This is a genomic window from Streptomyces sp. NPDC001970 (assembly GCF_053594115.1).
The window spans coordinates 1-24,529 of the sequence record NZ_JBSFDW010000034.1; the positions used below are offsets into that span (position 1 = coordinate 1).

A 24,529-nucleotide genomic window follows, 5' to 3' on the forward strand; every position below is an offset into this window, starting at 1 on the left:
GCGGAGCCGTCGGCGGTGGCGGACCTGCGTGCTGCTGTTACGCGCCAGCTTGCGCACTGGGGCCTGAACGACCTTGTCTTCGCGACCGAGTTGATCCTCAGCGAGCTGGTGCAGAACGCTATTCGCTACACCACTGGTCCGATCCACCTTCGGCTGCTCTGTGACCATGCCCTTACGTGTGAAGTGTTCGACTCCAGTCCCGCATTCCCCCATCTGCATGAGGCGTCCACTACGGACGAGGGCGGACGCGGTCTGTTTCTTGTCGCCCGGCTCTCCGAGCGCTGGGGGACCCGGCACACGCAGGCCGGCAAGGTGATCTGGACCGAGCAACCCCTGCCGCAGCCGCAAGCCGAGGTCGATGAGTCTCCAGTTGCTGCGACCGGACACCCATCACCAGGCAGTCGGACAGGTCACTGCGACCCCTGTGCGGCTTGAGGAGGGGACAATGCAGGGGACAGCATCCCGAGCGGGGGCTGCGGCGGCCTTGTGGTCGGCCCGGCCCCCGTTCGCCTGCCTGCCGGCTACCGGCCATACGACCCCGGCAACACGACGGGACCGCCTGCCGGTTGGTTGCACCGGCGCGGACATTCCCCTCTCGCTCTCCTCACACGTACGCGGACACGCCGCTGCAGAAGCCGGCGTATCCGCGACTCAGGCTGCGGTTCTCACGACCCCTGTCGGAAGCCGATGTTGTCGTCGATGACTGTGCGCGGCGAGACGGGCAGTTTCTCGGGATGCTCAAGGTCGAGCGTGGTGAATTCGATCCCGCGCCTCCACACCGTTCGCAGGAACTCCTTGACGAACTCCGTGGTCATTTGCTCTCCGGCGCAGCGCCGGTAGCCGAATCCGAACGGCGCATAACCGGCCGTGTCGCAGACCGGGTACGCGGTGCCGTCGACGACTCCGTACACGGCTCCGAAAGCGCTGTTGGTCATCTCTGCCCGGCGGCCGTCCATGACGGGGAACGATGCGGGTGGGAAGGGGCAGCGCGCAAGCCCGGCTTGGCGGCTTCTCGTCTCGGTGTTGTCGGCGGTCGTCGGCGCTGCCTGGTACCTGTCGGGATCGAACTCGTCCGGGTTGAGCCAGTGCCGGGGGTCTCGGCTCGCTGAGGGGTGCAGGGTGAGCACATTGCCCAAGCGAGGCTCGGCACCTCGCTCGGTGCTCACGGTCGACAGGCTGCCCCCGTTCGGTGAAACCGTGCGGAAGAGCTCCATCACGTAGCGGTCGAATGGGGTGAACGCGCCGCCGTCCGCCGTGTCCGGGCTGTGGGTCATCGTCCGCTCGAAGGACGACCTGACGGCCGGGTCTCCGTGGCCCGCGTCCAGCAGGGCCATGGTCTGGTAGAGCGTGTTGCCCCACTGACTGAACGCCAGGAAGTTGTGGAAGCATTCGAAGACGATGTCCTCGCGGCGGAAGTTCTCGCCCCCTTGGCCGTTCTTGAGCCAGTAGTGGACGAAGGTGCTTTCCGGGTCCTGGACGTCGCCGTCGAGCACTGCCTGCACCCGGTGGTCGATCCACTCCTTGAGCTGCGGGCGCAGTTCGCGCACCCGCATGATGTTCTCTCGCACAATGTCCTCGGTGGGATACCAGTGGCCGAGGACGGCGGTGAAGCTGGTGCCGATCGTCCGCACCTCGGGCGGGATGGCCTCGCCGGTGACGCCGAGGTGGAGGTCCCAATAGAGGTCGAAGTAGTTCTGGTAGTACTCGTGCATCAGTGGCTTGCCGGCGTTGGTCTCGGCGAAGAGCCGGGCGAGAAAGCCGTGGACCTTGGGGGCGTACTTGGCTGCGTAGAGGTCGGGCGTGGTCGCCGAGGCGTAGATCTTCTTCCGCTCGTTGTCCGGACCTCGCTGGTCGTAGCCCGTGATGAAGACTGTGGTGCCCTCCTTGGGGTCGGGCGCCCACCCGTCGTAGAGCATGCCCCAAAAGTGGGGCGGAGCCGCGTTCTCCTTGCTCAGGGCGAGATCAATCATGGGGAGTGCGGGCCGCTCGCCCACGTACTCGCTGCTCGAGAGGTAGGGCACGACGGCGCGCTGGATGTAGTCCGGGTCGAAGGTCGGGGGAAGCAGTCCGACCCATGCGTCGGGTGTGGTCATGTTCGTTTCCTCAGATCGTGGTGTCAGCTCGGGCGGCAAGGGCGGCGCCGCGGCTCTTCCCGAGCCGTGCTGCAAGGCTGACGCGCAGGACCTGTCGGGCGAATTGGTTCAGGAACACCAATTTACGCCGGAATGTGGTGTTCCGCGCCCAATGGCTGTGTCTCTGGCTGCTCCTAGCGTCGATCTCACTGACGCCATCGGATCCCCGATCGGAAGGAGCGGAACATGAAGGCAACACAGGGCACAGCAGTCGACCCGGGCCAGACCGTGTCGAACGGCGCTTTCCCGGGCGGCAACGGAGAGCCGTCCGGGGTGGAGCCGCCGGTACTGGGCGGACCGGAGCACTCCGACTACTACCTGCTGGACAACCTGCTCACCGACGAGCAGCGGGCCCTTCGGAAGAAGGTCCGCGAGTTCATGGACCGGGAGGTCATCCCGATCATCAACCCGTATTGGGAGCGGGCGGAGTTCCCCTTCGAGCTGGTGCCCAAGCTGGCGCAGCTGGACATCGCGGGCTTTCAGATTTCCGGTTACGGCTGCCCGGGGATGAGCAATGTGACGGCAGGCCTGGTGATTCTCGAGCTGGCCCGGGGCGATCTGAGCATCTCGACGTTCGCCGGGGTCCACTCGGCCCTGGCCATGATGTCGATCGCGCTGCTCGGCTCCGAGGAGCAGAAGCAGCGCTTCCTGCCGCCGATGGCACGCCTGGAGAAGATCGGAGCTTTCGGCCTGACCGAGCCCGCGCACGGCACGGATGTGGTCAAGCTGGAGACGACCGCGCGCCGGGACGGTGATTCCTACGTCCTCAACGGCTACAAGAGGTGGATCGGCAACGCGACCTTCGCCGACTACGTGATCATCTGGGCCCGCGGCGACGACGGGCATGTGGGCGGCTACGTGGTCGAAACGGGCACGCCCGGGTTCGACGCCCAGGTCATCAAGGGCAAGACGGCTCTGCGCTGTGTCCAGAACGCGCAGATCTCCCTCACCGACGTCCGGGTGCCCGCCGAGAACCGGCTGGCGAACGTCAACACCTTCCGCGACACCGAGAAAGTCCTGCTGGCCTCGCGCTTCTGCGTCGCCTGGGAATCGATCGGCGCCGCCATCGCGGGCTACGAGACGGCTCTGGCCTACGCCAAGCAGCGCAAGCAGTTCGGGATGCCGCTGGCCGCCTTCCAGCTCATCCAGTACCGGCTCTCCCGCATGCTGGCGGACATCACCGACATGCTGTGCATGCAGCTCCGGCTCAGCCAGCTTCTGGACGAGGGCGAGTACTCGATGCCCCGGGTCGCGCTGGCCAAGATGCACCACACCGAACGGGCCCGGGCCATCCTCGCCGACGCCCGCGACATGCTCGGCGGCAACGGGATCCTGCTCGACTACCACGTGGCCCGGCACCTCTGCGACATCGAGGCGATCGACACGTACGAGGGCACCGACACCGTGCAGGCGCTGATCGTCGGCCGCGACATTACTGGCTACAACGCCTTCGTGCCTGTGGCGCCGAGCCACTGACCCGGCGTGTATCGCGGCGCCCCGCGAGAGCGGGTCGGGCCGCCCCGGGCACCGCGCACGACCCCACGGAAGACAAGGAGCAGTCATGAACAAAACGCCCCTCCTGGAGGGACTGCACGTCGTCGATCTCGCGAGCTTCATCGCCGGGCCCGCCGCGGCCACCGTCCTCGGTGACTTCGGCGCCGACGTCGTCAAGGTGGAACCCCCGCACGTGGGCGACGCATACCGTTCGCTCAGCCGCATCCCTCCCAACCCCCAGGTCGAAGGGGTCAACTACCCCTGGCAGCTGGACAACCGCAACAAGCGCAGCATCGCGCTCAACCTCAAGTCGCCCGGCGCCCGGCCCGTGCTCGAGAGTCTGGTGCGGTGGGCCGATGTGCTGGTGACCAACTTTCCGCCGCGGACGCGCGAGAAGCTGGGCCTGGAGTACGACGCTCTGGCTTCCCTCAATCCCCGGCTGATCTATGCCGATGTCACCGGCTTCGGCGAGGAAGGTCCCGATGCGCATCTGCCCGGCTTCGACGTGACGGCGTACTGGGCGCGCAGCGGCCTGATGGACCTCACACGCCAAAGGGACGTGCCGCCGGCCATGAACGCGTTCGGATCGGGCGATCACTCCACGGCGATCACCCTGTTCGCCGGGATCATGACCGCGCTGTACCGGCGGGAGAAGACCGGCCAGGGCGCACGGGTCACAGCCTCGCTGCTCGCCGAAGGCGCCTGGGCGGCGAGCATGTGGCTGCAAGCCGTGCTGGTCGGGGCGAAGCCCCCCCGCCCCATCGACCGGTCCGACCCGCCCAACGCGCTCGCGAACATGTACCGCACGGCAGACGACCGCTGGATCGTCCTCGTCTTCGCCAACGAGGACAAGCAGGTCCCGCCCTTCCTCAAGGCCATCGGTCATCCCGAGGCAGCGGAGAACCCGCGCTACGCCGACACCCCGAGCCGCCGCGCCCACGCCGCCGAGATCGTTGCCCTGCTGGACAAGACATTCGCGACTCGCTCCCTGGCCGAGTGGCGCGAGGTGCTCGACGCCGCGGGCCTCACGTTCGGAGTCGCCCAGACGCTCGAAGAGAGCGCCCACGACCCTCAGCTCCTCGCCAACCGGGTGTTCGTACCGATCGACGACGGCAGCGACGAGCGGCATCTGACCATCGACAGCCCCGTCCGACTGGACCAGGAACAGAAGGTCCGTCCGGGCCCGGCCCCCGACCTGGGCGAACACACCGAGTCCGTGCTCCGCGACCTCGGCTTCGACGCCGCCGGAATCGAGGAGCTGCGCAAGGCCGAAGCCATCGACTGAAGCCACAGCGTTCAGCAGCGCCAGAGAAGAAGGGAACCACCATCATGACCACCGCCACGGACACGCCGACCGTACGGACCGAGGAGAACGACGGCATCTTCGTGATCACGATCGACCGGCCGAAGGCCCGCAACGCCATCGACGGGGCCACCGCCCGGGCCCTGGCCGCCGCCGTCGACCGTCTCGAGGCCCGCGACGACCTCAGGGTCGGCATCCTCACCGGGGCCGGTGGCGTCTTCAGCGCGGGCATGGACCTCAAGGCCTTCGCGGCCGGAGACACGCCCATCGTCGAAGGACGGGGCTTCGCCGGCATCACACGCGCCCAGATCAAGACCCCGCTCATCGCCGCCGTCGAGGGCTATGCGCTGGGCGGCGGAACCGAGATGGCGCTCGCCTGCGACATGATCGTGGCTGCGCGGAACGCCACCTTCGGCCAGACCGAGGTCCACTACGGCATCGTGCCGCCCGAAGGAGGCATGGTGCGCCTGCCCGAGCGCATCCCGCGCAACATCGCCCTGGAGCTTCTGCTCACCGGCGAGCCTCTGCCCGCCGAGCGCGCCGAGCGATTCGGCCTGGTCAACTACCTCGCAGAACCGGGCCAGGCCCTGAAGCGGGCCCTGGAACTGGCCACCAGCATCACACACAACGCGCCCCTGGCCGTGGCAGCCGTCAAACGCGTCGTCAACGAGCGGCGAGCGTTCAGCGACCAGGACGCTTTCGTCGAGCAGGACCGGATCGTCGCACCGGTCCTGGCGTCCCACGACGCGCAGGAGGGCGCCCACGCCTTCGCGGAGAGGCGCCCACCGCACTGGCAGGGCCGCTGACACCCGCCCGCCCTACAGACCGCTTGCCGCCCGCCCGCTCCACGGGCACCGCCACCCCCACACCGGAAGAAGAGGTGACCTACGATGACCGGGCAATCCACGGTCCGAAGTGTGACCTACGATCTGCTGCGGACTCTCCACCTCACCACGGTCTTCGGTAATCCGGGCTCCACCGAGCAGCCGTTCCTGCAGGATTTCCCCGAGGACTTCACTTATGTCCTGGCGCTGCAGGAGGCGTCCGTCATGGCGATGGCCGACACCTTCGCCCAGGTCACCCGCCGCCCCGCACTGGTCAACGTGCACTCCTCGGCCGGGCTGGGCAACGCTGTGGGCAACCTGGTGGCGGCCTACCACGGGAACACTCCCCTGATCGTCACCTCGGGACAGCAGCATCGCGAACTGGTGATCGGGGAGCCGTATCTCGGCAACCGTGAGGCCACCACACTGCCGAAGCCGTGGGTGAAATGGTCCTACGAGCCGGCCCGCGCCGAAGACGTCCCCGAGGCCTTCATGCGGGCTTACGCGGAGGCGTTGCAGCCGCCGGCGGGACCGGTCTACCTGTCGATTCCCATGGACGACTGGAAGCGGCCCCTGTCCGGTTTTGCCCGTGTACGGGCGGTGAGCGACCGCGTCGCCCCCGACACGGAGCGGCTGCGCGGCTTCGCCGATCGCATCTCCGCCAGCCGCCGTCCCGCGCTGGTCTTCGGACCGGAGGTCGACCGCAGCGGCGGCTGGGACGCGGCCGTCGCCCTGGCCGAGAAGCTGCGCGCCTCCGTCTATGGCGCCCCGCTGCTGGACCGCGCCTCCTTCCCGGAGGACCACGTCCTCTTCGGCGGACCGCTCGGCATGTCGGTGAAGACCATCAGCGACCGGCTGTCGGGACACGACCTGGTGGTCGTGATCGGCGCGGAGGTGTTCCGGTACTACCCCTACGTGCCCGGCGACTACCTGCCCGCAGGCACCGAGTTGCTGCAGATCACTGCGGACCCCGATGTCGCCGCGGCGGCACGCGTGGGCGACAGCCTCATCGGCGATCCCAAGACGGCGATCGAGCTGCTCCTGGACATGGTCACGGAGGGATCCGCACGCGCCACGCCCGAGCCTATGGCGCGGCCCCGTGAGCTGCCGCAGGTGCCGAGCAGCCCCCTCACCCCGCCGGAGGTGTACGCCGCCCTCAGCAGGGTCAGGCCGTCCGACGCGGTCATCGTCAACGAGTCGACGTCCACCATGGCGCAGCAGGTCGAGTGGCTTCCGACGGTCAGGACCGGATCGTTCTTCGCCACGGCCAGTGGGGGCATCGGATGGGGCACCCCGGCTGCGGTGGGAGTCGCGCTCGGCGACCGGGACAGCGGCGTCGAACGTCCGGTCGTCGGCCTGATCGGCGACGGCTCCTTCCAGTACTCCGTGCAGGCCATCTGGACGGCGGCCCAGCACAACCTCCCGATCGTGTACGTGGTCATGCGCAACCGCGAGTACTCCATCCTCAAGTCGTTCGCGGTGCTCGAGGAGACGCCCGGTGTTCCGGGGCTCGACCTGCCCGGGCTCGATATCGCCTCCGTGGCCCGCGGCTTCGGGTGCCGTGCGGTCGACGTGGAGACCACCGAGGATCTGGAGCGGGAGTTCAAGGCGGCCCTGACCGCCGACACCACCACGGTCATCGTGGTCCCCACGCAGCCCCAGAAAGCCATGCTGTAGGGCATGAGTCCGCAGGAGCCGAAGGAGACCATGGCCATGGGCCTTGGTTTGAAGGGCCGCGCGTGCAACGTCACCGGTGGTATCCGGGGGTTGGGCCGACTGCCGCCTGCGAGCGGGTGGCAAAAAGGCTCGAGAGCCGTCGTCAGCGGGCGCAGCGAGAAGTTGGTGGCCGCCGACGCGGAGGCACTCGGCGGCGCCGAGCGGGTGCTCGGGGTGGTCGCCGACAACGCCGACGCAGGGACACCGGACCGGCTCGTCGAAGCGGCGCACTGTGCTTCACAGCGGCTGGACGGGGTGCTCATCAGCGTCGGCGGTCCGCCGACGGGTACCTCGGATGTCATCAGCGGCGGCCAATGACGCATGCGCACGGTCGGCCATTTCATTCGGGGCTGGTGCGAAGGAGGGTCGAGCCGAGGTACTGAATGGCGCGCAGCGCGACTTCCAGATCGGTGTGCCCTTTCTGGACCGGGTGTCCCATGATTTCCTCGGCTTTCCGGATGCGGTACTGCACGGTGTTCTTGTGCAGAATTTGAACGCTGGCGGTAGCGGTATAACTGCAGCCGGTTTCCAGGAATACATGCACGGTCTCCCGAAGCCGTGCGGAGTTCTCGTCATCGACGGCCAACGGACCCAGGATGCCCCACGCCCAAGCGCGCATGTCGTCGATGTTCGTGGCCATCAAGGCGATGGGAGCGACAGCGGAGAAGTCGGTGAACTGGGGGGCTGGACTGGCCGCTGCCGCAAGTTCCTGCGTGCGCAGTGCCTGCCGGTGCGTGGAGCGGAATCCCTCGATGCCGTACCCGACGCATCCAGCGCACACGTGCACGGAAGGATCGCAGAGCTCGATCACATTCGACAGCTGTTCCAAGGAGACGTCGCTGCGCGAGCCGAACGGCAGCCAAGCCCAGGACAAAACGGCATCTCGGGGGACGAACAGCGGCCTGGTGGGGCAGTCGAGCTTCCGGGCGATCTCGTTGGTGATCCGGTCGAGCAGAGCAAGTCCCGCACCCTCACCCTTCAGCATGGGCAACCAGACCACCAGCCCGAGGTGGTTCTGCGGGAGCCGGTAACCAAGGGCTGGTTCAGCCCAGTTGAGGTCGACATTCTTCTCGGTGAGGATGTCTCGCACGCGCGCGGCGCGCGCGGCGGTCTGGCTCAGCAGCCAGTGATCGCGTTCCTGTTGGTAGACCACGACGACATGCTCGGTCACCCGGTCGTTGTAACCGAAGGCCACCTGCAGCATGCGTCGGGTGGTCGCGGTGGAGAGAGCCTCGTCGGCGACCTGCCGGGTGAGTTCGTCCAGGCACCACTGCAGAAAACGCCAGTGGCCGAACCTGTGGGCCCTGATCAGCGTGGTGAGGGGGATGTCCCTCTGAGCCAGCCTCCTGGCGAACTCAAGAGCAGCTGGAGGCCCCTCGATCTTGTCCAGAGGAATCTCGTTCTCGAAAACGTGCAGCAAAGTGGCGGAATTTTCCGCGATGGTCGCCTGCAGGATTTTAGTGAGGGTTGCGTCGCCCCTGAGCTCCGGAATCTCGGCAAGAACATACTCCTCTGTGTCGCGGCAGAATTCCGGGAGGCGTGACCCAACGTTCTCTGCGACCACAGACAGTTGTTTTGCGGCCTCTGGATGCTCCGCAGCCATACCTCAATCCTACAGGGTGGTCCGTTACCTATCCGCTTCTTCGGGACGCGATAGGCCGCACTCCGGCGAGCCTGCGCGAATACTGCAGACGGATTGGTTCATCGGCACCAATTCCAACCCGAAGGTCGTACCGCGCGCCCAGTGGCTCTCGTGCGGTCCACGCCTAGCCTCTAACAGACGGGACCGTCCGGCGCACGACCTGGAGGGGGATCGACTGGCCTTCAACCCGTCGCTCGACAACCACCCGAGGGGTGATCCGCGTTGACCGATACTCTCCGATACAGCCTCACAGAGCCGCTGAGCCCTCGAGAGGTGCCCGACTCTGCGATTGCGATGATCGACGGCGAGGGGACGGTGGTCGGTTGGACGAACACCGCGCAGCGGCTCGTCGGTTACGCGGCCGGGGAAGTGGTGGGCCGACCCGCCTGGTTCGTGCTGCCGTTTCTCCAGAACGCACTGCAAGTATGGCCGGCCTGCGAGCAGCGCCGCGCCCGGGGCGGTTGGTCCGGCACGGCGACGATCCATCACCGCGACGGCCACACACTCCATGTAAGCGTGCGTGTCTCGCTGCTGTGGGGGCGCGACGGAGCAGTCCACTGGCTCGTCTCCGCCACCAATATCGCCGCGCTTTCCGCGATGGAGATCGCCGGATCGGTGCGGGAGTCGCTTCTCACCCACACACCGATCGGCATCGTGGTGCGTGACGTGGATCTGCGTTGTGCCTGGGTCAACGACGTCACCGAACTTCAGGACGGCGTCCCTCGTGACCGGCGGCTCGGACGGCGCCTCCCGGACTCGCTGCCCGGCTTCGAATCCGAGGCGCTCGAAGCGACGATGCGCCAGGTGCTGAGCAGCGGCAAGACCGCGGTCCATGAGTTCCGGGCATGGCCGCCGGCGGATCAGCGCCGGGAGCACGCCTTCGCGGTCTCGTTCTTCTGCCTGAGTGACGCCGATGGCCGGCCACTGGGGGTGTGCTCCATGAGCGTGGATGTCACCGGCAACCGGAGGGCCCGCGAGCGGCTCGCCATCCTCAGCGAGGCCAGCACCCGGATAGGCAGCACCCTGGACGTGATGCAGACCAGCCAGGAACTGGCCGACCTCGCCGTGCCTCTCCTGGCTGACTACGCCGTCGTCGACCTGGCCGAGTTCGTCCCGCTCGGGGAAGAACCTGTCGCCCGCATCAGCCCGACGGGGCAGGGCAGCACGGCTTTTCGCCGCGCCGGCCTGGCCTCGATCCACCCCGGGACTCCCGAGTCGCCTTGGACACGCGGTGAGCCGATCTTCGTCCCGCCGACCTCCCCCTGGATCAGTGTGCTGTCCTCCGGCGCCTCTTACCTGCAACCCACCCTGGACACCTCTCCTGGTACATGGGTCGACAACGACCCCGCGCGGGCGCAGGCCATCCGTGAAAACGGGATGCATTCCATGATGCTCGTCCCCATCCGCGCGAGGCACGCCACGCTGGGTGTGGCCTTGTTCATCCGTACCGAGGAACCGACGCCGTTCCAGGAGGACGACATGCTCCTTGCCGAGGAACTGGTCACCAGGGCCGCACTGTCACTGGACAACGCTCGCCAGTACACCCGCGAGCACACAGCGGCCCTCGCGCTTCAACGCAAGCTGCTTCCGTGCGGCGTGAGGGACAGCGCGGCGATCGAGGCGGCCTCGCGCTACTTGCCGGCCGACGTGGACAACGGTGTGGGAGGCGACTGGTTCGATGTGATCCCGCTGTCCGGCGCCCGGGTGGCGCTGGTTGTCGGGGATGTGGTCGGGCACGGCATCAACGCCGCAGCGACCATGGGAAGGCTCCGAACGGCCGTACGCACGCTGGCGGACATGGATTTGCCCCCCGTCGAGTTGCTGTCCCACCTCGATGACACGGTCCGGCGCCAGACCGAGGAAGACGACGACGCCTGCGACGGAAGCCCCGTGATCATCGGCGCCACCTGTCTCTACGCCGTCTACGACCCGGTCACCCGGCGGTGCACGATGGCTCGGGCTGGGCACCCTCCGCCCGCTGTCGTCGACCCGCAGGGAAAGGTCACGTTCCCCGACCTCCCGACCGGAGCCCCCCTCGGCGTCGGCTCGGTCCCCTTCGAGGCCGTGGAGATGGAACTGCCCGAGGGGACCCTGCTCGCCCTCTACACCGACGGCCTGGTCGAGACCCGCGACCGGGACATCGACATCGGAATGCGGCAGCTGGGCGCCACCCTGGCAGCCCAGCCCCGTCGGCCCCTGGACGACCTCTGCTCCTCAGTGATCGAGGCACTGCCGACCCAGTCACCCACCGACGACGTCACCCTGCTCCTGGCCCGGACTCGTGCTTTGAATCCGTGCCAGACCGTGGCCTGGGACCTGCCCCGGGACCCGGCCGTCGTCAGCAGTGCCCGCAGCCTGGTGTGCCGGCAACTGACCCGGTGGGGGTTGGAGAGCCTGATCGCAGACACGGAGCTGATCGCCAGCGAACTGGTCACCAACGCGATCCGTCACGGCGCCGGGTCCATTGCCCTGCGCCTGATCAAACACCGGCTGCTGACCTGCGAAGTATCCGATGCCGGCAGGACCTTCCCATGCCTTCGTCACACCCGCAGCACAGATGAGGACGGCCGCGGCATCCTCCTCGTCTCCCAGCTGTCGCGAAGGTGGGGCTGCCGCTGGACAACGGGCGGCAAGGTCGTCTGGGCTGAACAAGATCTGCCCGGGCATGATGGAAAGGATCTGGTATGAACCTCGCATCCCACCTGGTGAACAGCGCCCGGATTCATCCGGATCGCGCCGCGCTCCGTCTCGGGGACGCCGCTGTCTCCTATCGCATGCTCGACCAGGGCAGTGCCCGCATGGCCGGACTGCTCCACGACCGGGGCGTGAAACCCGGGGACCGAGTTGCGATCATGCTGCCCAACGTGCCCGAGTTCGCCCTCGCCTACTTCGGCGTACTCCGGGCCGGCGGCATCGTGGTCCCGATGAACCCCCTGCTCAAGTCGCGCGAGGTCGCCTACTACCTCGGTGACTCAGGTGCCCGGCTCCTGTTCGCCTGGCACGCCTTCGCCGACGAGGCACGGACCGGTGCGCAGCAGGCCGAGGCCGAGGCGGTCGTCGTCGGTCCCGGCGAATTCGACGAGCTGCTGGTGTCCGGGCCACCCGTCGAGGACTTGGTCGACCGGCACGAGGACGACACCGCGGTGATTCTCTACACCTCGGGAACGACCGGTCAGCCGAAGGGCGCCGAACTGACCCACGCCAACCTCACCCGCAACTGCGACATCGTGGCCACCGAGCTGTTGCTCACCGCCAACGACGTGATCTTCGGTGGGCTGCCACTGTTCCACGCGTTCGGACAGACCTGCACGCTCAACGCCGCCGTCGCCTCCGGCGCGTGCCTCACGCTCCTGCCGCGCTTCGACGCCGGGAAGGCACTGGGAATCCTCGGCGAGCACGGGGTGACCGTCTTCGCCGGGGTGCCCACGGTGTTCAGCAGGCTGTTGCAGCCTCCGGACCGGGACACCTACGACGTGTCGAGGCTGCGGCTGTCCCTCTCTGGCGGCGACGCGATGCCGGTCCAGGTGCTGCACGACTTCCAGGCCGCGTTCGACTGCGTCGTGCTCGAAGGGTATGGGATGTCGGAGACCTCGCCCGTCGCCTCGTTCAACAGCCTGCAGGCCGGACCCAAGCCCGGTTCGGTCGGCACCCCGGTCCGGGGCGTCGAGATGCGGGTGGTCGACAAAGGCACGGAGGTACCGCAGGGTGACACCGGTGAGATCGCGATCCGCGGGCACAACGTGATGAAAGGGTATTGGCAACGCCCCGAGGAGACCGCCGCCGCGATCCGGGACGGTTGGTTCTACACCGGGGACCTCGGCCGGGTCGACCAGGACGGATACTTCTGGATCGTCGGACGGACGAAGGACGTGATCATTCGGGGCGGGTACAACGTGTACCCCCGCGAGGTCGAAGATGTGCTGTACGAGCATCCGGCGGTCGCCGACGCCGCGGTCATCGGCCTGCCCAACCCCGATCTCGGTGAGGAGGTCGGGGCGGCGGTCGTTCTCAAGCCGGGCGCCCGAACGACGGCCGAGGAACTGCGTGAGTACGTCAAGCGTCAGGTCGCCGCCTATAAGTATCCGCGGAAGGTATGGATCGCGGACGCACTGCCGAAGGGACCGACCGGCAAGATCCTCAAGAGGGAGATCGTTCCGCCGACCGAGCCGGACAGGCGATGAGTCGACTGGGCCGGCATGGGTCTGCGATCCGTCCGACGCCCGAGCCGGTGTGTGGAGCGGGCCTGCGTGCACGGACCTGGGAGGCCCCCAGCTCCAGCACGTCCTTCGCGGCGGCCGTGCGGAACACCTCGGCGGCATGGAGGGCAGGCGCGGAAGGCTGCTCGCCGTACATGCCAGGGTGAGCGGCACAGGTGCGTTGCCAGTGCCGCTGCTGAGCCTCGGCCCTCCGGCTTCAGCTCGTGCTTCTGCTCTTCCGCCACGGTCCGGTCCTCCCGGCATCCCCGTGTGCGTCAGCCTGGAGTGCCCCGGTACTCGATCGATGACGGCAGGCGCCGCACCATCGGTACCCGGCCAGGGCCAGTGCCGGTCAGGCCGGGCGGTTGCGTGCGTAGTGGCGCTGCGCCTTGGCGCGGTTGCCGCAACCCGCCATGGAGCACCAGCGCCGGGTGCCGTTCTTGGACACGTCGTAGAAGTGCAGCAGGCACTCGTGGTTCGCGCACGGGCGGATCCGGTCGGGGCGGTCGGCGAGCAGGCGCAGCCAGTTCTCGGCCGCCGACCAGGCCGGCAGCCAGGACGGGTCGTCCACCTCGGCGTCGTCCTCCGGCCGCCCGCCGGAGCCCAGCAGGTGGCGGACACGCCCGTGCTCCAGCACCGCATTGAGCGCGTCGACGGCCTCCGCCGAGGGCTGCGCGGGCGAGGCGACGAGCGCGTCGAGCGCCGCCCGGGCCTGGAGGAGCCGATCCAGCGTGTCACGGCCGGCCGGAACGGGGCGGTAGCCGAGTGCCTCGCGCACGAGAGGGCTGCCGAGCCATACGGACAGGCCGTCGACGGAGTCCAGCAGGTCGTGGCGGCCGTCCGTATCCATCCAGCGGGTGTTGAGGAGATCGACGGAGAGGGGCTCGCCGGTCAGCGGCCGGGGGTCGGCCTCGATGGTGGGCGGCACAGGAAGATCCCTCCTTCGCGGTGGACAGGGCGCACGGGGCGTCGCAGTCTGTCCACAATAACCGGTCATGCCTTGATCAGCAGTTGACGTTCCGGGTACGAAGAAGGGCCCGGGTGCCGTGCACCCGGGCCCTTCTTCGTCGTACGGATGTGGCCGCGTCAGCCGTTACGGCAGCTGTGCCGAAGCCCGCGCCTCACGTCGGTTGTCCCGGAACGTGTTCACCCGCCGCGCCGTGGCGAAGAGCGGGATCGTCGCCGCCAGCACGATCTGCAGCGCGCAGCCGGTCTGGAGCAGCAGCTGGCCGCCCGGCGCGTCGAACGCCCACGCCGCGAGCAGTCCCATCGCCGCCACGATCCAGCTGAGCATCGCCACCGCGAGGACTCCGCGCGGCTTCGGGTACTCGACCCGGCTCACCATCAGCCAGGCCGTGCCGATGATCGCGAGGAGCGTCGGGATGAACGGCAGCTCGAGGAGCACGATCGAGACGACCGTCAGCGCGCCGAAGGGGCTCGGCATGCCCTGGAACATGCCGTCCTTCATCGTCACGCACGAGAATCTGGCCAGTCGCAGCACGACCGCGAGCAGCACCACGATCGCGGCGACCGCCGAGACCTTCTGGTGGGCGTCGTCGGCGACCATCCCGTACACGAGGACGAAGTACGCCGGGGCCAGCCCGAAGCTGATCAGGTCGGACAGGTTGTCCAGCTCCGCGCCCATCGGCGAGCTGCGCAGCTTGCGTGCCACGAGCCCGTCGCAGAGGTCGAAGACCGCCGCGCAGAGCATGAGGATCACGGCGGTGGCGGCGGAGTGCCGGGCCATGCCGCTCTCGTCGCTGCCGACGAGATGGGGGATCAGGATCCCGGTGGTGGTGAAGTACACCGCCATGAATCCACACGTCGCGTTGCCGAGCGTGAGCGTGTCCGCTATCGAGAGCCGGAGGGAGAGGGGCATCTCCTCGGCTTCGTCGGCGGCCCCGGGCGTGGACACGGACTCGGAGCCCTCGGCATCCGAAGCCCAGCCCGCCTGTGTCTCGGGATCAATCACGGTCAATGCGAGTCACCCCCGCAGTCGTGGCCTGGCCGACCTCGACAGCGACCTCGACACCTGCGGGAAGGTAGATGTCGACCCGCGAGCCGAAGCGGATCAGGCCGATGCGCTCACCCTGCTCGACCTTGGTGCCCTGCGGGATGTAGGGAACGATGCGACGGGCGACGGCGCCCGCGATCTGCACCATCTCGATGTCACCGAGCTCGGTGTCGAAGTGCCAGACAACGCGCTCGTTGTTCTCGCTCTCCTTGTTGAACGCCGGGACGAATCCGCCGGGCACGTGCTCGACGGACGTCACCGTTCCGGCGAGCGGAGCGCGGTTGACGTGGACGTTCAGCGGGCTCATGAAGATGGCGACGCGGGTGCGCCCGTCCTTCCACGGCATGATGCTCTGCACCACACCGTCGGCCGGGGAGATGACCCGGCCCTGGGCGATCTCGCGCTCGGGGTCGCGGAAGAACCACAGCATGCCCGCCGCGAGTGCGGTGATGGGCACGGCGATGGCCGCGGCGCGCTTCGACCGGCGCGCACGCGCCAGGCTCAGGGCCGCGGTCGCGACGGTCGGCAGGAGCCACGGCGATGCTCCGCGCGCGAGGCGGACACGGCCGCGAGGTGCAGAGGTTTGGCTGTGGGGCATGGATGACCTTCGTAGCGGATGATGCCGCGCTGGCAACAGGGGGACGGCGGCTTTCCGGCGATGCTATCGGTTGCGGACCGCAACTGGGCAAGCCGGAACTCGAGTCGGCGGCCGGAAGGCGATGACAGGGTGTGATCTTCTTCGCGGCCGAACCGACTCAAAAGCGACGATCAGCCCTGGAAGCGGTACTCCTCGAGGAGCCGACGACCAATGATCATTTTCTGGATCTCGGCGGTACCTTCGCCGATCAACAGCATCGGAGCCTCGCGGTAGAGGCGCTCGATCTCGTACTCCTTGGAGAAGCCGTAACCGCCGTGGATACGGAAGGCGTCCTCGACGACTTCCTTGCAGTACTCGGACGCGAGGTACTTCGCCATCCCTGCCTCCAGGTCATTTCGTTGCCCGGAGTCCTTTTTGCGTGCTGCGTTGACCATCATGGCATGGGCGGCCTCGACCTTGGTAGCCATCTCGGCGAGCTTGAACTGAATGGCCTGATGCTGCGCGATCGGCTTTCCGAAAGTGTGACGCTGCTGGGCATAAGAGACGCCCAGCTCGAAGGCGCGCTGGGCGACGCCACAGCCACGCGCCGCCACGTTCACGCGCCCGACTTCCACCCCGTCCATCATTTGGTAAAACCCTCGGCCCGTGGTGCCGCCGAGAACCCGATTGGCCGGAATGCGCAGTCCGTCCATGATGAGCTCGGTCGTGTCGACGCCCTTGTAGCCCATCTTGTCGATCTTCCCCGGGATGGTGAGGCCGGGCCGGACCTCTCCGAAGCCGGGCTCCTTCTCGATCAGGAAGGTCGTCATCGACTTGTGCGGGGCGGTGCCCTCGGGGTGCCCTTCGTCACTCCGGACGAGCACCGCGACGAGGGTCGACGTGCCGCCGTTCGTCAGCCACATCTTCTGGCCGTTCAGGACGTACTCGTCGCCGTCCTTCACCGCCTTCGACGTGATCGCCGACACGTCCGAGCCGAGGCCCGGCTCGGACATCGAGAACGCGCCGCGCACCTCGCCGGCCGCCATCCGGGGCAGGAAGTAGTCCTTCTGCTCCTCGGTGCCGTGCTGCTTCAGCATGTACGCCACGATGAAGTGCGTGTTGATGATGCCCGAGACGGACATCCAGCCACGCGCGATCTCCTCGACGCACAGCGCGTACGTGAGCAGGGACTCGCCCAGGCCTCCGTACTCCTCCGGGATCATCAGGCCGAAGAGCCCGAGCTCCTTGAGGCCGTCGACGATCTGCTGCGGGTACTCGTCGCGGTGCTCCAGCTCCGTCGCGACCGGAAGGATCTCCTTGTCGACAAAGTCCCGGACGGTCGACAGGATCTCCTGCTGGATGTCGGTCAGACCAGCGGTCTGGGCGAGTCGGGCCATGACTACTTCTCCGCCTTCTTCGAGGGCTCGATCAGCTCCGGGCGGCCCGGCTGCTCGCCGCCGCGCTCCTTGATGTACGTCTCGGTGGGGACCATCACCTTGCGGCGGAACACGCACACGAGCGTGCCGTCCTGCTTGTAGCCCTTGGTCTCGACGTAGACGATCCCGCGGTCCGACTTGGACCGGGAGGGCGTCTTGTCGAGGACGGTCGTCTCGCCGTAGATCGTGTCGCCGTGGAAGGTCGGCGCCACGTGCCGCAGCGACTCGATCTCCAGATTGGCGATGGCCTTGCCGGAGACGTCCGGCACGGACATGCCGAGCAGCAGCGAGTAGATGTAGTTGCCCACGACGACGTTCTTCCCGAAATCTGTCGTCTTCTCCGCATAGTTGGTGTCCATGTGGAGCGGGTGGTGGTTCATCGTCAGGAGGCAGAAGAGGTGGTCGTCGTACTCCGTGACCGTCTTCCCGGGCCAGTGCTTGTAGACCGCCCCGACCTCGAACTCCTCGTACGTACGTCCGAACTGCATGATGCTCAGGCCTCCGGGACTTCGAACTTCGAGGTGCGGGTCATACCGGCGGCGCGGCCCTTGCCGGAGATGACCAGGGCCATCTTGCGGCTGGCCTCGTCGATCATCTCGTCGCCGAGCATCGCGGAGCCCTTCTTCCCGCCGGCCTCGGACGTGCAGTACTCGTACGCGTCCAGGATCAGCTCGGCGTGGTCGAAGTCCTCCTGGGAGGGCGAGAAGAGCTCGTTGGCCGCGGCGACCTGGTCCGGGTGGAGCACCCACTTGCCGTCGAAGCCGAGGGCGGCGGCCCGCTGGGCGACGGCGCGGTAGCCCTCCTGGTTGCGGATCTGCAGGTAGGGGCCGTCGATCGCCTGGAGGTTGTTGGCGCGGGCGGCCATCAGGATCTTCATCAGGATGTAGTGGTAGGCGTCGGCGTCGTAGCCGGGCGGCTGCTCGCCGACGACCAGGGACTTCATGTTGATGGAGGCCATGAAGTCGGCCGGGCCGAAGATGATCGTCTCGACGCGCTGCGAGGCCGTGGCGATCGCGTTGACGTTGTTGAGGCCCTGGGCGTTCTCGATCTGCGCCTCGATGCCGATCTTGCCGACCTCGAAGCCCATGGTCTTCTCGATCTGGGTCAGCAGGAGGTCGAGGGCGACGATCTGCTCGGCGTCCTGGACCTTCGGCAGCATGATGCAGTCGAGGTTCTGGCCCGCGCCCTCGACGACGGTCACGACGTCCCGGTACGTCCAGTGGGTCGTCCAGTCGTTGACCCGCACGACGCGCGTCTTGCCCGTCCAGTCGCCCTCGTTGAGGAACTTGACGATGGTGTGCCGCGCCTCGGGCTTGGCCAGTGGCGCGCACGCGTCCTCCAGGTCGAGGAAGACCTGGTCGGCCGGCAGCCCCTGGGCCTTCTCCAGGAAGCGCGGGTTCGAACCGGGGACCGCGAGGCAGGAGCGGCGCGGGCGCAGCCGGTTCACGGGGGACGGCGTGGTCATGCGGGGACCTCCAGAGGGTCGAGCTTGTTCGCTTTCCGGATCTCGTCGACGATACGGCCGATGATCTCCGTGATACCGAAGTCCTTCGGGGTGAAGACGGCGGCCACACCCGCACGCTTCAGGTCCTCGGCGTCGCTGTTCGGGATGATCCCGCCCACGATCACCGGGATGTCGGACGCGCCCGCCTCACGCAGGCGCGACAGTACGTCAGGCACCAGCTCGGCGTGCGACCCGGACAGGATCGACAGGCCCACGCAGTGCACGTCCTCCGCGAGGGCGGCGTTGACGATCTGCTCGGGCGTGAGCCGGATGCCCTGGTAGACCACCTCGAAGCCCGCGTCGCGCGCCCGTACGGCGATCTGCTCGGCACCGTTGGAGTGCCCGTCCAGGCCGGGCTTGCCGACCAGCAGCCGCAGCCGGCCCGAGGCCAGCTCGTCGGCGGTACGGGCCACCTTCTCGCGTACGAGAGCCATCGGGGTGCCCTCCTCGGCGGTCACCGCGACCGGCGCGGACGAGACGCCCGTGGGAGCACGGTACTCGCCGAAGACGTCCCGCAGCGCCCACGCCCACTCGCCGGTGGTGACACCCGCGCGGGCGCACTCGACGGTGGCGGCCATCAGATTGCCGTCACCGGCCGCCGTGGCCTTCAGGGCGGCCAGCGCCTCCTGGGCGCGGCCCTCCTCGCGGTTGTCACGCCACTCGTGGAGCTTCGCGACGACACGGGCCTCGTTCGCCGGGTCGACCGTCATGATCGCGGTGTCGAGGTCCGCGGTGAGCGGGTTGGGCTCGGTGGTCTCGAAGATGTTGACACCGACGATCTTCTCGTCACCGGCCTCGATCCGGGCGCGCCGCTCGGCGTGCGAGGACACCAGCTGCGACTTCAGATAGCCGGACTCGACGGCCGCCATCGCGCCGCCCATCTCCTGGATGCGGTCGATCTCGGCGAGCGACTCCTCGACCAGGGCGTCCACCTTGGCCTCGATGACGTGCGAGCCCGCGAAGATGTCCTCGTACTCCAGCAGATCGCTCTCGTGCGCGAGCACCTGCTGGATGCGCAGCGACCACTGCTGGTCCCAGGGCCTGGGCAGGCCCAGTGCCTCGTTCCACGCCGGGAGCTGCACGGCGCGGGCGCGGGCGTCCTTCGACAGGGTCACGGCCAGCATCTCGAGGACGATGCGCTGGACGTTGTTCTCCGGCTGGGCCTCGGTCAGGCCGAGGGAGTTGACCTGGACGCCGTAGCGGAAGCGGCGCTGCTTGTCGTTCTCGATGCCGTAGCGCTCGCGTGTCACCTTGTCCCAGATGCGGCCGAAGGCGCGCATCTTGCACATCTCCTCGATGAAGCGGACCCCGGCGTTCACGAAGAAGGAGATACGGGCGACGACGTCGCCGAACTTCTCCGCCGGTACCTGCCCCGAGTCACGGACCGCGTCCAGGACGGCGATCGCCGTGGACATCGCGTAGGCGATCTCCTGGACCGGCGTGGCCCCGGCCTCCTGCAGGTGGTAGCTGCAGATGTTGATCGGGTTCCACTTGGGGATGTTCGCCACCGTGTAGGTGATCATGTCGGTCGTCAGGCGCAGTGACGGCCCGGGCGGGAAGACGTGCGTCCCGCGCGACAGGTACTCCTTGACGATGTCGTTCTGCGTCGTCCCCTGGAGCTTGGCGATGGCCTCCTCGTCGAGACCTTGCTCCTCGGCGACCACCTGGTAGAGCGCCAGCAGCCACATCGCGGTGGCGTTGATGGTCATCGAGGTGTTCATCTGCTCCAGGGGGATGTCCTGGAACAGCCGGCGCATGTCACCGAGGTGCGAGACCGGGACCCCGACCCGGCCGACCTCGCCGCGGGCGAGGATGTGGTCGGGGTCGTAGCCGGTCTGCGTCGGCAGGTCGAAGGCGACCGAGAGGCCGGTCTGACCCTTGGCCAGGTTGCGCCGGTACAGCTCGTTGGACGCCTCTGCCGTGGAGTGGCCGGCGTACGTGCGCATGAGCCACGGCCGGTCCCTTTCCTTCCGCGCGTTCGCCTCCGGGCGCTCGTACCCGGTGTCGACGTTCCTCGGCCCGCGGTCGCTCGTTCCTCGCTCCCTTGCCCTCGTCTCTTTCGACACCGGCGCGCCCTTTGGCTCAGTCGCGTTCTGACGCTCTGTCATCTGACGGACCTCTGACTCAGACGTTCCGGAAGCGGTTGATGGCGTCGAGGTGCTTGGCGCGCATCTCCTCGTCGCGCACGCCCAGGCCCTCGCGGGGTGCCAGCGCGAGCACGCCGACCTTGCCCTGGTGCAGGTTGCGGTGCACGTCGTACGCGGCCTGACCGGTCTCCTCCAGGGAGTAGACCTTCGACAGGGTGGGGTGGATCTTGCCCTTGGCGATCAGGCGGTTGGCCTCCCACGCCTCGCGGTAGTTCGCGAAGTGCGAACCGATGATCCGCTTCAGCGACATCCACAGGTAGCGGTTGTCGTACTCGTGGTTGTAGCCCGACGTGGAGGCACAGGTGACGATGGTGCCGCCCTTGCGCGTGACGTACACGGAGGCGCCGAAGGTCTCGCGGCCCGGGTGCTCGAAGACGATGTCGACGTCCTCGCCGCCCGTGAGATCGCGGATGCGCTTGCCGAAGCGCTTCCACTCCTTCGGGTCCTGGGTGTGCTCGTCCTTCCAGAACTTGTAGCCCTCGGCGTTGCGGTCGATGATCGCCTCGGCGCCCATGGCCCGGCAGATGTCGGCCTTCTGGTCGCTGGAGACGATACAGATCGGGTTGGCGCCGCCGGCCAGCGCGAACTGGGTGGCGTACGAGCCGAGCCCGCCGCTCGCGCCCCAGATCAGGACGTTGTCGCCCTGCTTCATCCCGGCGCCGTTGCGGGAGACCAGCTGGCGGTACGCGGTGGAGTTGACGAGCCCGGGGGCCGCCGCCTCCTCCCAGCTCAGGTGTTTCGGCTTGGGCATGAGCTGGTTCGACTTGACCAGGGCTATCTCCGCCAGGCCGCCGAAGTTGGTCTCGAAGCCCCAGATGCGCTGCTCGGGGTCGAGCATCGTGTCGTTGTGGCCGTCCGAGCTCTCCAGCTCGACGGAGAGGCAGTGCGCGACGACCTCGTCACCGGGGTGCCAGGCGTTGACGCCGGGGCCGGTGCGCAGGACGACGCCCGCGAGGTCGGAGCCGATGATGTGGTACGGCAGGTCGTGGCGCCTGGTGAGCTCGGAGAGCTTTCCGTAGCGCTCCAGGAAGCCGAAGGTCGAGAGCGGCTCGAAGATCGAGGTCCAGACGGAGTTGTAGTTGACCGAACTGGCCATGACCGCGACCAGCGCCTCGCCGGGGCCGAGCTCCGGGACGGGCACGTCGTCGAGGTGGAGTGACTTGCGCGGGTCCTTCTCGCGCGTGGTCAGGCCCGAGAACATCTCGGTCTCGTCCTTGTGCACGGTCACCGCACGGTACGACTCGGGGAGGGGGAGTGCGGCGAAGTCGGCGGACGTCGTGTCCGGCGACTGGATCGCGTCCAGGATTTCCTTCACGGTGTTGCCTCCGGCGAAGAGCGTTCGACTTCGGGAACGCTGAGGGGAACGTCGGGGAAGTGCTGCTGTGGAGGTGCCGTCGGTTCGGCGGGGGTGGTGCTGTGGCAGCGCTTTTGTGGGCGCGGGAGGTTGCCTGTGACGCAGGCGTCCGGGCGCGCGAGCCGGGAGGCTTGCGGGGACAGCCGACGTACGACAGTTGTCTGCACGCCGGCCGCCCGGACAACATCAACGTATGGCACGCCGTGCCAGGCCGCAAGACACTGGGTGCCAACAATTTCACTCAGATGCAATCCGGCCGTCACAGATGAGCGATGATCGATCGCGCGTTCCGATGTGGATCGGACAGGTTCACGCCGTGGATGCCGGAGATTCGGAAGCGCGGTTCATGATCGCCCGGAAGATCACCCCCCAAAGAGAGCAAGGAACAACGTTGTCATCGACTCTTTCGTCACCGTCTCGTCGGACGCTGCTGGCCGCGGGCGTCGCCGGCGCCGCCGGCGCCGCAACCGCACTGCTGGGCGCCGGGCCGGCCGCCGCCGCGGCCCTCAAGTCGACCGCCGGCGTGCGTGTCCTGACCTACAACATCCACCACGGAGCGAGCGGTGCCGAGGTCTTCGACCTGGAGCGCGTTGCCAAGGTGATCGAGGCGGTGCGCCCCGACATCGTCGGTCTGCAGGAGGTCGACCGCCACTGGTCCGCGCGCAGCCAGTGGCTCGACCTTCCGGAGTGGTTCTCGGAGCGGCTGGGGATGCGCTACGTGTACGGCGCCAACCTCGACCTCGACCCGCTGGTGCCCGGCGATCCGCGTCGTCAGTACGGCACCGCGATCCTGACCCCTTGGCCGGTCAAGTCCTCGAGCAACACCCTGCTGCCCAAGCTGGGAACGCACGAGCAGCGCGGTCTGCTCCAGGCGGAGATCGTGGTCAACGGCTCCCGGGTGCGGTTCGCCAACACCCACCTGCAGCACAACGACGCCTTCGAGCGCCAGCTGCAGACCGCCAGGATCCGTGAGCTGCTCGGCGACGACGCCGACCGCACGATCCTCGTCGGCGACCTGAACGCCGTCCCCGGCACCCCCGAGATGCTGACCATGACCGGGTTCCTGAAGGACGCGTGGACCGAGGTGGGCTCGGGCGACGGGTACACCCACGACTCCGAGCACCCGCACGCCCGTATCGACTATGTGATGCACTCGTCCGACGTCCGGGCGGAGAGCGCGGCCGTGATCACGAGCGACCCGCTGGCCTCTGACCACCTCCCGGTCGCCGTGGATCTGCGGGTCGACAAGGGCCGCCACTGACCCCGGAGCCGTACCGCTCCGTTCCGCGGCACGGTACCGCGGTCAGCTCCGTCCGTGCAGCGCCTGCTCGATCGTGCGCATGACCTCCGGCAGCGGCGCATCCGTGCGGGCCACGGCCACCAGGACCTCGCCGGTCGACTGCACCTGGGCGGCCGGGCCACGGCCGGTGGCGGGGGTGCGGCCGGCGCCGATGCCCGTGCCGAAGGTGTCGCGGACGATGTCGAAGGCGTGGTCCAGCTGCGCCATCACGTCGCCCTGGCCCCCCGCCCGCAGCCAGCGGCGCAGCACATGGTTGTGCGCCGTGACGACGGCGGACGCCGCCACCTCGGCGAGCAGCGGGTCGTCGTTGCCGTCGTGGTGGTCGCGCTCGTCGAAGTGGCCCAGCAGATAGCGTGTGAACAGCCGCTCGTAGCGGGCCACCGAGGCGATCTCGCGCTCCCGCAGCGCGGGTACCTCCCGGGTGAGCCGGTAGCGCTCGACCGACACCGCGGGCGAGGACGCGTACATCTTCATGACTTCCTTGATGCCACGGCACACGGTGTCGAGCGGGTGCTCGTGCGCGGGAGCCGCGTTGAGCACCGCCTCGGCGCGTACGAGCGTGTCGTCGTGGTCCGGGAAGATCGCCTCTTCCTTGGAGCGGAAGTGGCGGAAGAAGGTCCGGCGCGCGACCCCCGCCGCCGCCGCGATCTCGTCGACGGTCGTCGCCTCGTACCCCTTGGTCGCGAACAGCTCCATCGCCGCCGTGGCCAGTTCCCGGCGCATCTTGAGCCGTTGAGCGGCTGCGCGGCTGCCTGCGGCGCTCTCCGGGGCCTCGGAGGCGGCGGTGGCACGGGGTGACTTGGCGGGGTGGGGCATGACCTGAACGTACTGCATCTGTGCAGGAGAGTGCGCCTCTGGGGGAGGGCCGCCCGAAGAGCGGAGCAGCCCTC

The 24,529-nt window shown here is 68.0% G+C and carries 20 protein-coding genes; 9 read left to right on the forward strand and 11 right to left on the reverse strand.

What is annotated here, in order from left to right; all coding sequences use genetic code 11:
- On the forward strand, positions 1–435 hold a 435-nt coding region (locus ACWCP0_RS31815; protein WP_451082220.1), incomplete at its 5' end, for an ATP-binding protein.
- A gap of 230 nt (positions 436–665) precedes the next feature.
- Here ACWCP0_RS31815 and ACWCP0_RS31820 read toward each other — a convergent pair.
- The gene (locus ACWCP0_RS31820; protein WP_451082221.1) at positions 666–2,093 is read right to left on the reverse strand and encodes a hypothetical protein; all 1,428 of its coding nucleotides are present in this window, start codon (positions 2,091–2,093) and stop codon (positions 666–668) included.
- A 225-nt stretch (positions 2,094–2,318) separates the two neighbouring features.
- On the opposite strand from ACWCP0_RS31820, the gene ACWCP0_RS31825 reads away from it, so the two are divergent.
- The 5 genes from ACWCP0_RS31825 (at position 2,319) to ACWCP0_RS31845 (ending at position 7,787) form a co-directional block, all read left to right on the forward strand.
- Positions 2,319–3,608 (forward strand): acyl-CoA dehydrogenase family protein, encoded by a 1,290-nt coding sequence (locus tag ACWCP0_RS31825; protein WP_451082222.1) that lies wholly within the window; start codon positions 2,319–2,321, stop codon positions 3,606–3,608.
- Positions 3,609–3,693: 85 nt separating this feature from the next.
- A complete protein-coding gene (locus ACWCP0_RS31830; protein WP_451082223.1) occupies positions 3,694–4,911 on the forward strand; it encodes a CaiB/BaiF CoA transferase family protein in 1,218 nt (405 codons plus the stop codon).
- A 44-nt stretch (positions 4,912–4,955) separates the two neighbouring features.
- Positions 4,956–5,735, forward strand: coding sequence for a crotonase/enoyl-CoA hydratase family protein (locus tag ACWCP0_RS31835; RefSeq protein WP_451082224.1), 780 nt, complete (start codon positions 4,956–4,958; stop codon positions 5,733–5,735).
- A 111-nt stretch (positions 5,736–5,846) separates the two neighbouring features.
- The gene (mdlC, locus tag ACWCP0_RS31840) at positions 5,847–7,430 is read left to right on the forward strand and encodes a benzoylformate decarboxylase (RefSeq protein WP_451082225.1); all 1,584 of its coding nucleotides are present in this window, start codon (positions 5,847–5,849) and stop codon (positions 7,428–7,430) included.
- Positions 7,431–7,433: 3 nt separating this feature from the next.
- Positions 7,434–7,787 carry a hypothetical protein gene (locus ACWCP0_RS31845; protein WP_451082226.1) on the forward strand — a complete coding sequence of 118 codons (354 nt, stop codon included), beginning with the start codon at positions 7,434–7,436 and terminating at the stop codon, positions 7,785–7,787.
- 22 nt (positions 7,788–7,809) lie between these two features.
- Here ACWCP0_RS31845 and ACWCP0_RS31850 read toward each other — a convergent pair whose 3' ends face one another.
- Complete coding sequence (locus ACWCP0_RS31850; protein WP_451082227.1) at positions 7,810–9,072, reverse strand: PucR family transcriptional regulator; 1,263 nt, start codon at positions 9,070–9,072, stop codon at positions 7,810–7,812.
- Positions 9,073–9,384: 312 nt separating this feature from the next.
- Between ACWCP0_RS31850 and ACWCP0_RS31855 the strand changes: the two genes are divergently transcribed.
- Together ACWCP0_RS31855 and ACWCP0_RS31860 are read left to right on the forward strand one after the other, a co-directional pair.
- Positions 9,385–11,799: a SpoIIE family protein phosphatase gene (locus tag ACWCP0_RS31855; RefSeq protein WP_451082228.1), complete on the forward strand. Its 2,415-nt coding sequence runs from the start codon at positions 9,385–9,387 to the stop codon at positions 11,797–11,799.
- Positions 11,796–13,292 carry a long-chain-fatty-acid--CoA ligase gene (locus tag ACWCP0_RS31860; RefSeq protein WP_451082229.1) on the forward strand — a complete coding sequence of 499 codons (1,497 nt, stop codon included), beginning with the start codon at positions 11,796–11,798 and terminating at the stop codon, positions 13,290–13,292. The genes ACWCP0_RS31855 and ACWCP0_RS31860 overlap by 4 nt, the downstream gene beginning before the upstream one ends.
- A 367-nt stretch (positions 13,293–13,659) precedes the next feature.
- On the opposite strand, the gene ACWCP0_RS31865 is transcribed toward ACWCP0_RS31860, so the two are convergent.
- From ACWCP0_RS31865 to ccrA, 8 genes are all read right to left on the reverse strand, one after another.
- Entirely contained in the window at positions 13,660–14,235 is a 576-nt protein-coding gene (locus ACWCP0_RS31865) for a CGNR zinc finger domain-containing protein (protein WP_451082230.1), read from the reverse strand.
- Positions 14,236–14,400: 165 nt separating this feature from the next.
- Positions 14,401–15,279 (reverse strand): CDP-diacylglycerol--serine O-phosphatidyltransferase, encoded by an 879-nt coding sequence (gene pssA / locus ACWCP0_RS31870; protein WP_451082293.1) that lies wholly within the window; start codon positions 15,277–15,279, stop codon positions 14,401–14,403.
- Positions 15,272–15,919 (reverse strand): phosphatidylserine decarboxylase, encoded by a 648-nt coding sequence (locus tag ACWCP0_RS31875; protein WP_451082231.1) that lies wholly within the window; start codon positions 15,917–15,919, stop codon positions 15,272–15,274. The genes pssA and ACWCP0_RS31875 overlap by 8 nt, the downstream gene beginning before the upstream one ends.
- Positions 15,920–16,089: 170 nt before the next feature.
- Positions 16,090–17,295 carry an acyl-CoA dehydrogenase family protein gene (locus ACWCP0_RS31880; RefSeq protein ID WP_451082232.1) on the reverse strand — a complete coding sequence of 402 codons (1,206 nt, stop codon included), beginning with the start codon at positions 17,293–17,295 and terminating at the stop codon, positions 16,090–16,092.
- 2 nt (positions 17,296–17,297) lie between these two features.
- Complete coding sequence (locus ACWCP0_RS31885) at positions 17,298–17,822, reverse strand: MaoC family dehydratase (protein WP_351222726.1); 525 nt, start codon at positions 17,820–17,822, stop codon at positions 17,298–17,300.
- A gap of 5 nt (positions 17,823–17,827) precedes the next feature.
- A complete protein-coding gene (locus tag ACWCP0_RS31890; protein ID WP_451082233.1) occupies positions 17,828–18,799 on the reverse strand; it encodes an HpcH/HpaI aldolase/citrate lyase family protein in 972 nt (323 codons plus the stop codon).
- Positions 18,796–20,946, reverse strand: coding sequence for a protein meaA (locus ACWCP0_RS31895; RefSeq protein WP_451082234.1), 2,151 nt, complete (start codon positions 20,944–20,946; stop codon positions 18,796–18,798). Before ACWCP0_RS31895 ends, ACWCP0_RS31890 begins: the two co-directional genes overlap by 4 nt.
- 16 nt (positions 20,947–20,962) lie before the next feature.
- Entirely contained in the window at positions 20,963–22,300 is a 1,338-nt protein-coding gene (gene ccrA, locus ACWCP0_RS31900) for a crotonyl-CoA carboxylase/reductase (protein WP_451082235.1), read from the reverse strand.
- A 430-nt stretch (positions 22,301–22,730) separates the two neighbouring features.
- Between ccrA and ACWCP0_RS31905 the strand changes: the two genes are divergently transcribed.
- On the forward strand, positions 22,731–23,600 hold the full coding sequence (locus ACWCP0_RS31905) for an endonuclease/exonuclease/phosphatase family protein (RefSeq protein ID WP_451082236.1): 870 nt from the start codon (positions 22,731–22,733) through the stop codon (positions 23,598–23,600).
- A gap of 42 nt (positions 23,601–23,642) precedes the next feature.
- Here the strand turns inward: ACWCP0_RS31905 and ACWCP0_RS31910 are convergent, their stop codons facing one another.
- Entirely contained in the window at positions 23,643–24,455 is an 813-nt protein-coding gene (locus tag ACWCP0_RS31910; protein WP_451082237.1) for a TetR family transcriptional regulator, read from the reverse strand.
- Positions 24,456–24,529 lie beyond the last annotated feature (74 nt).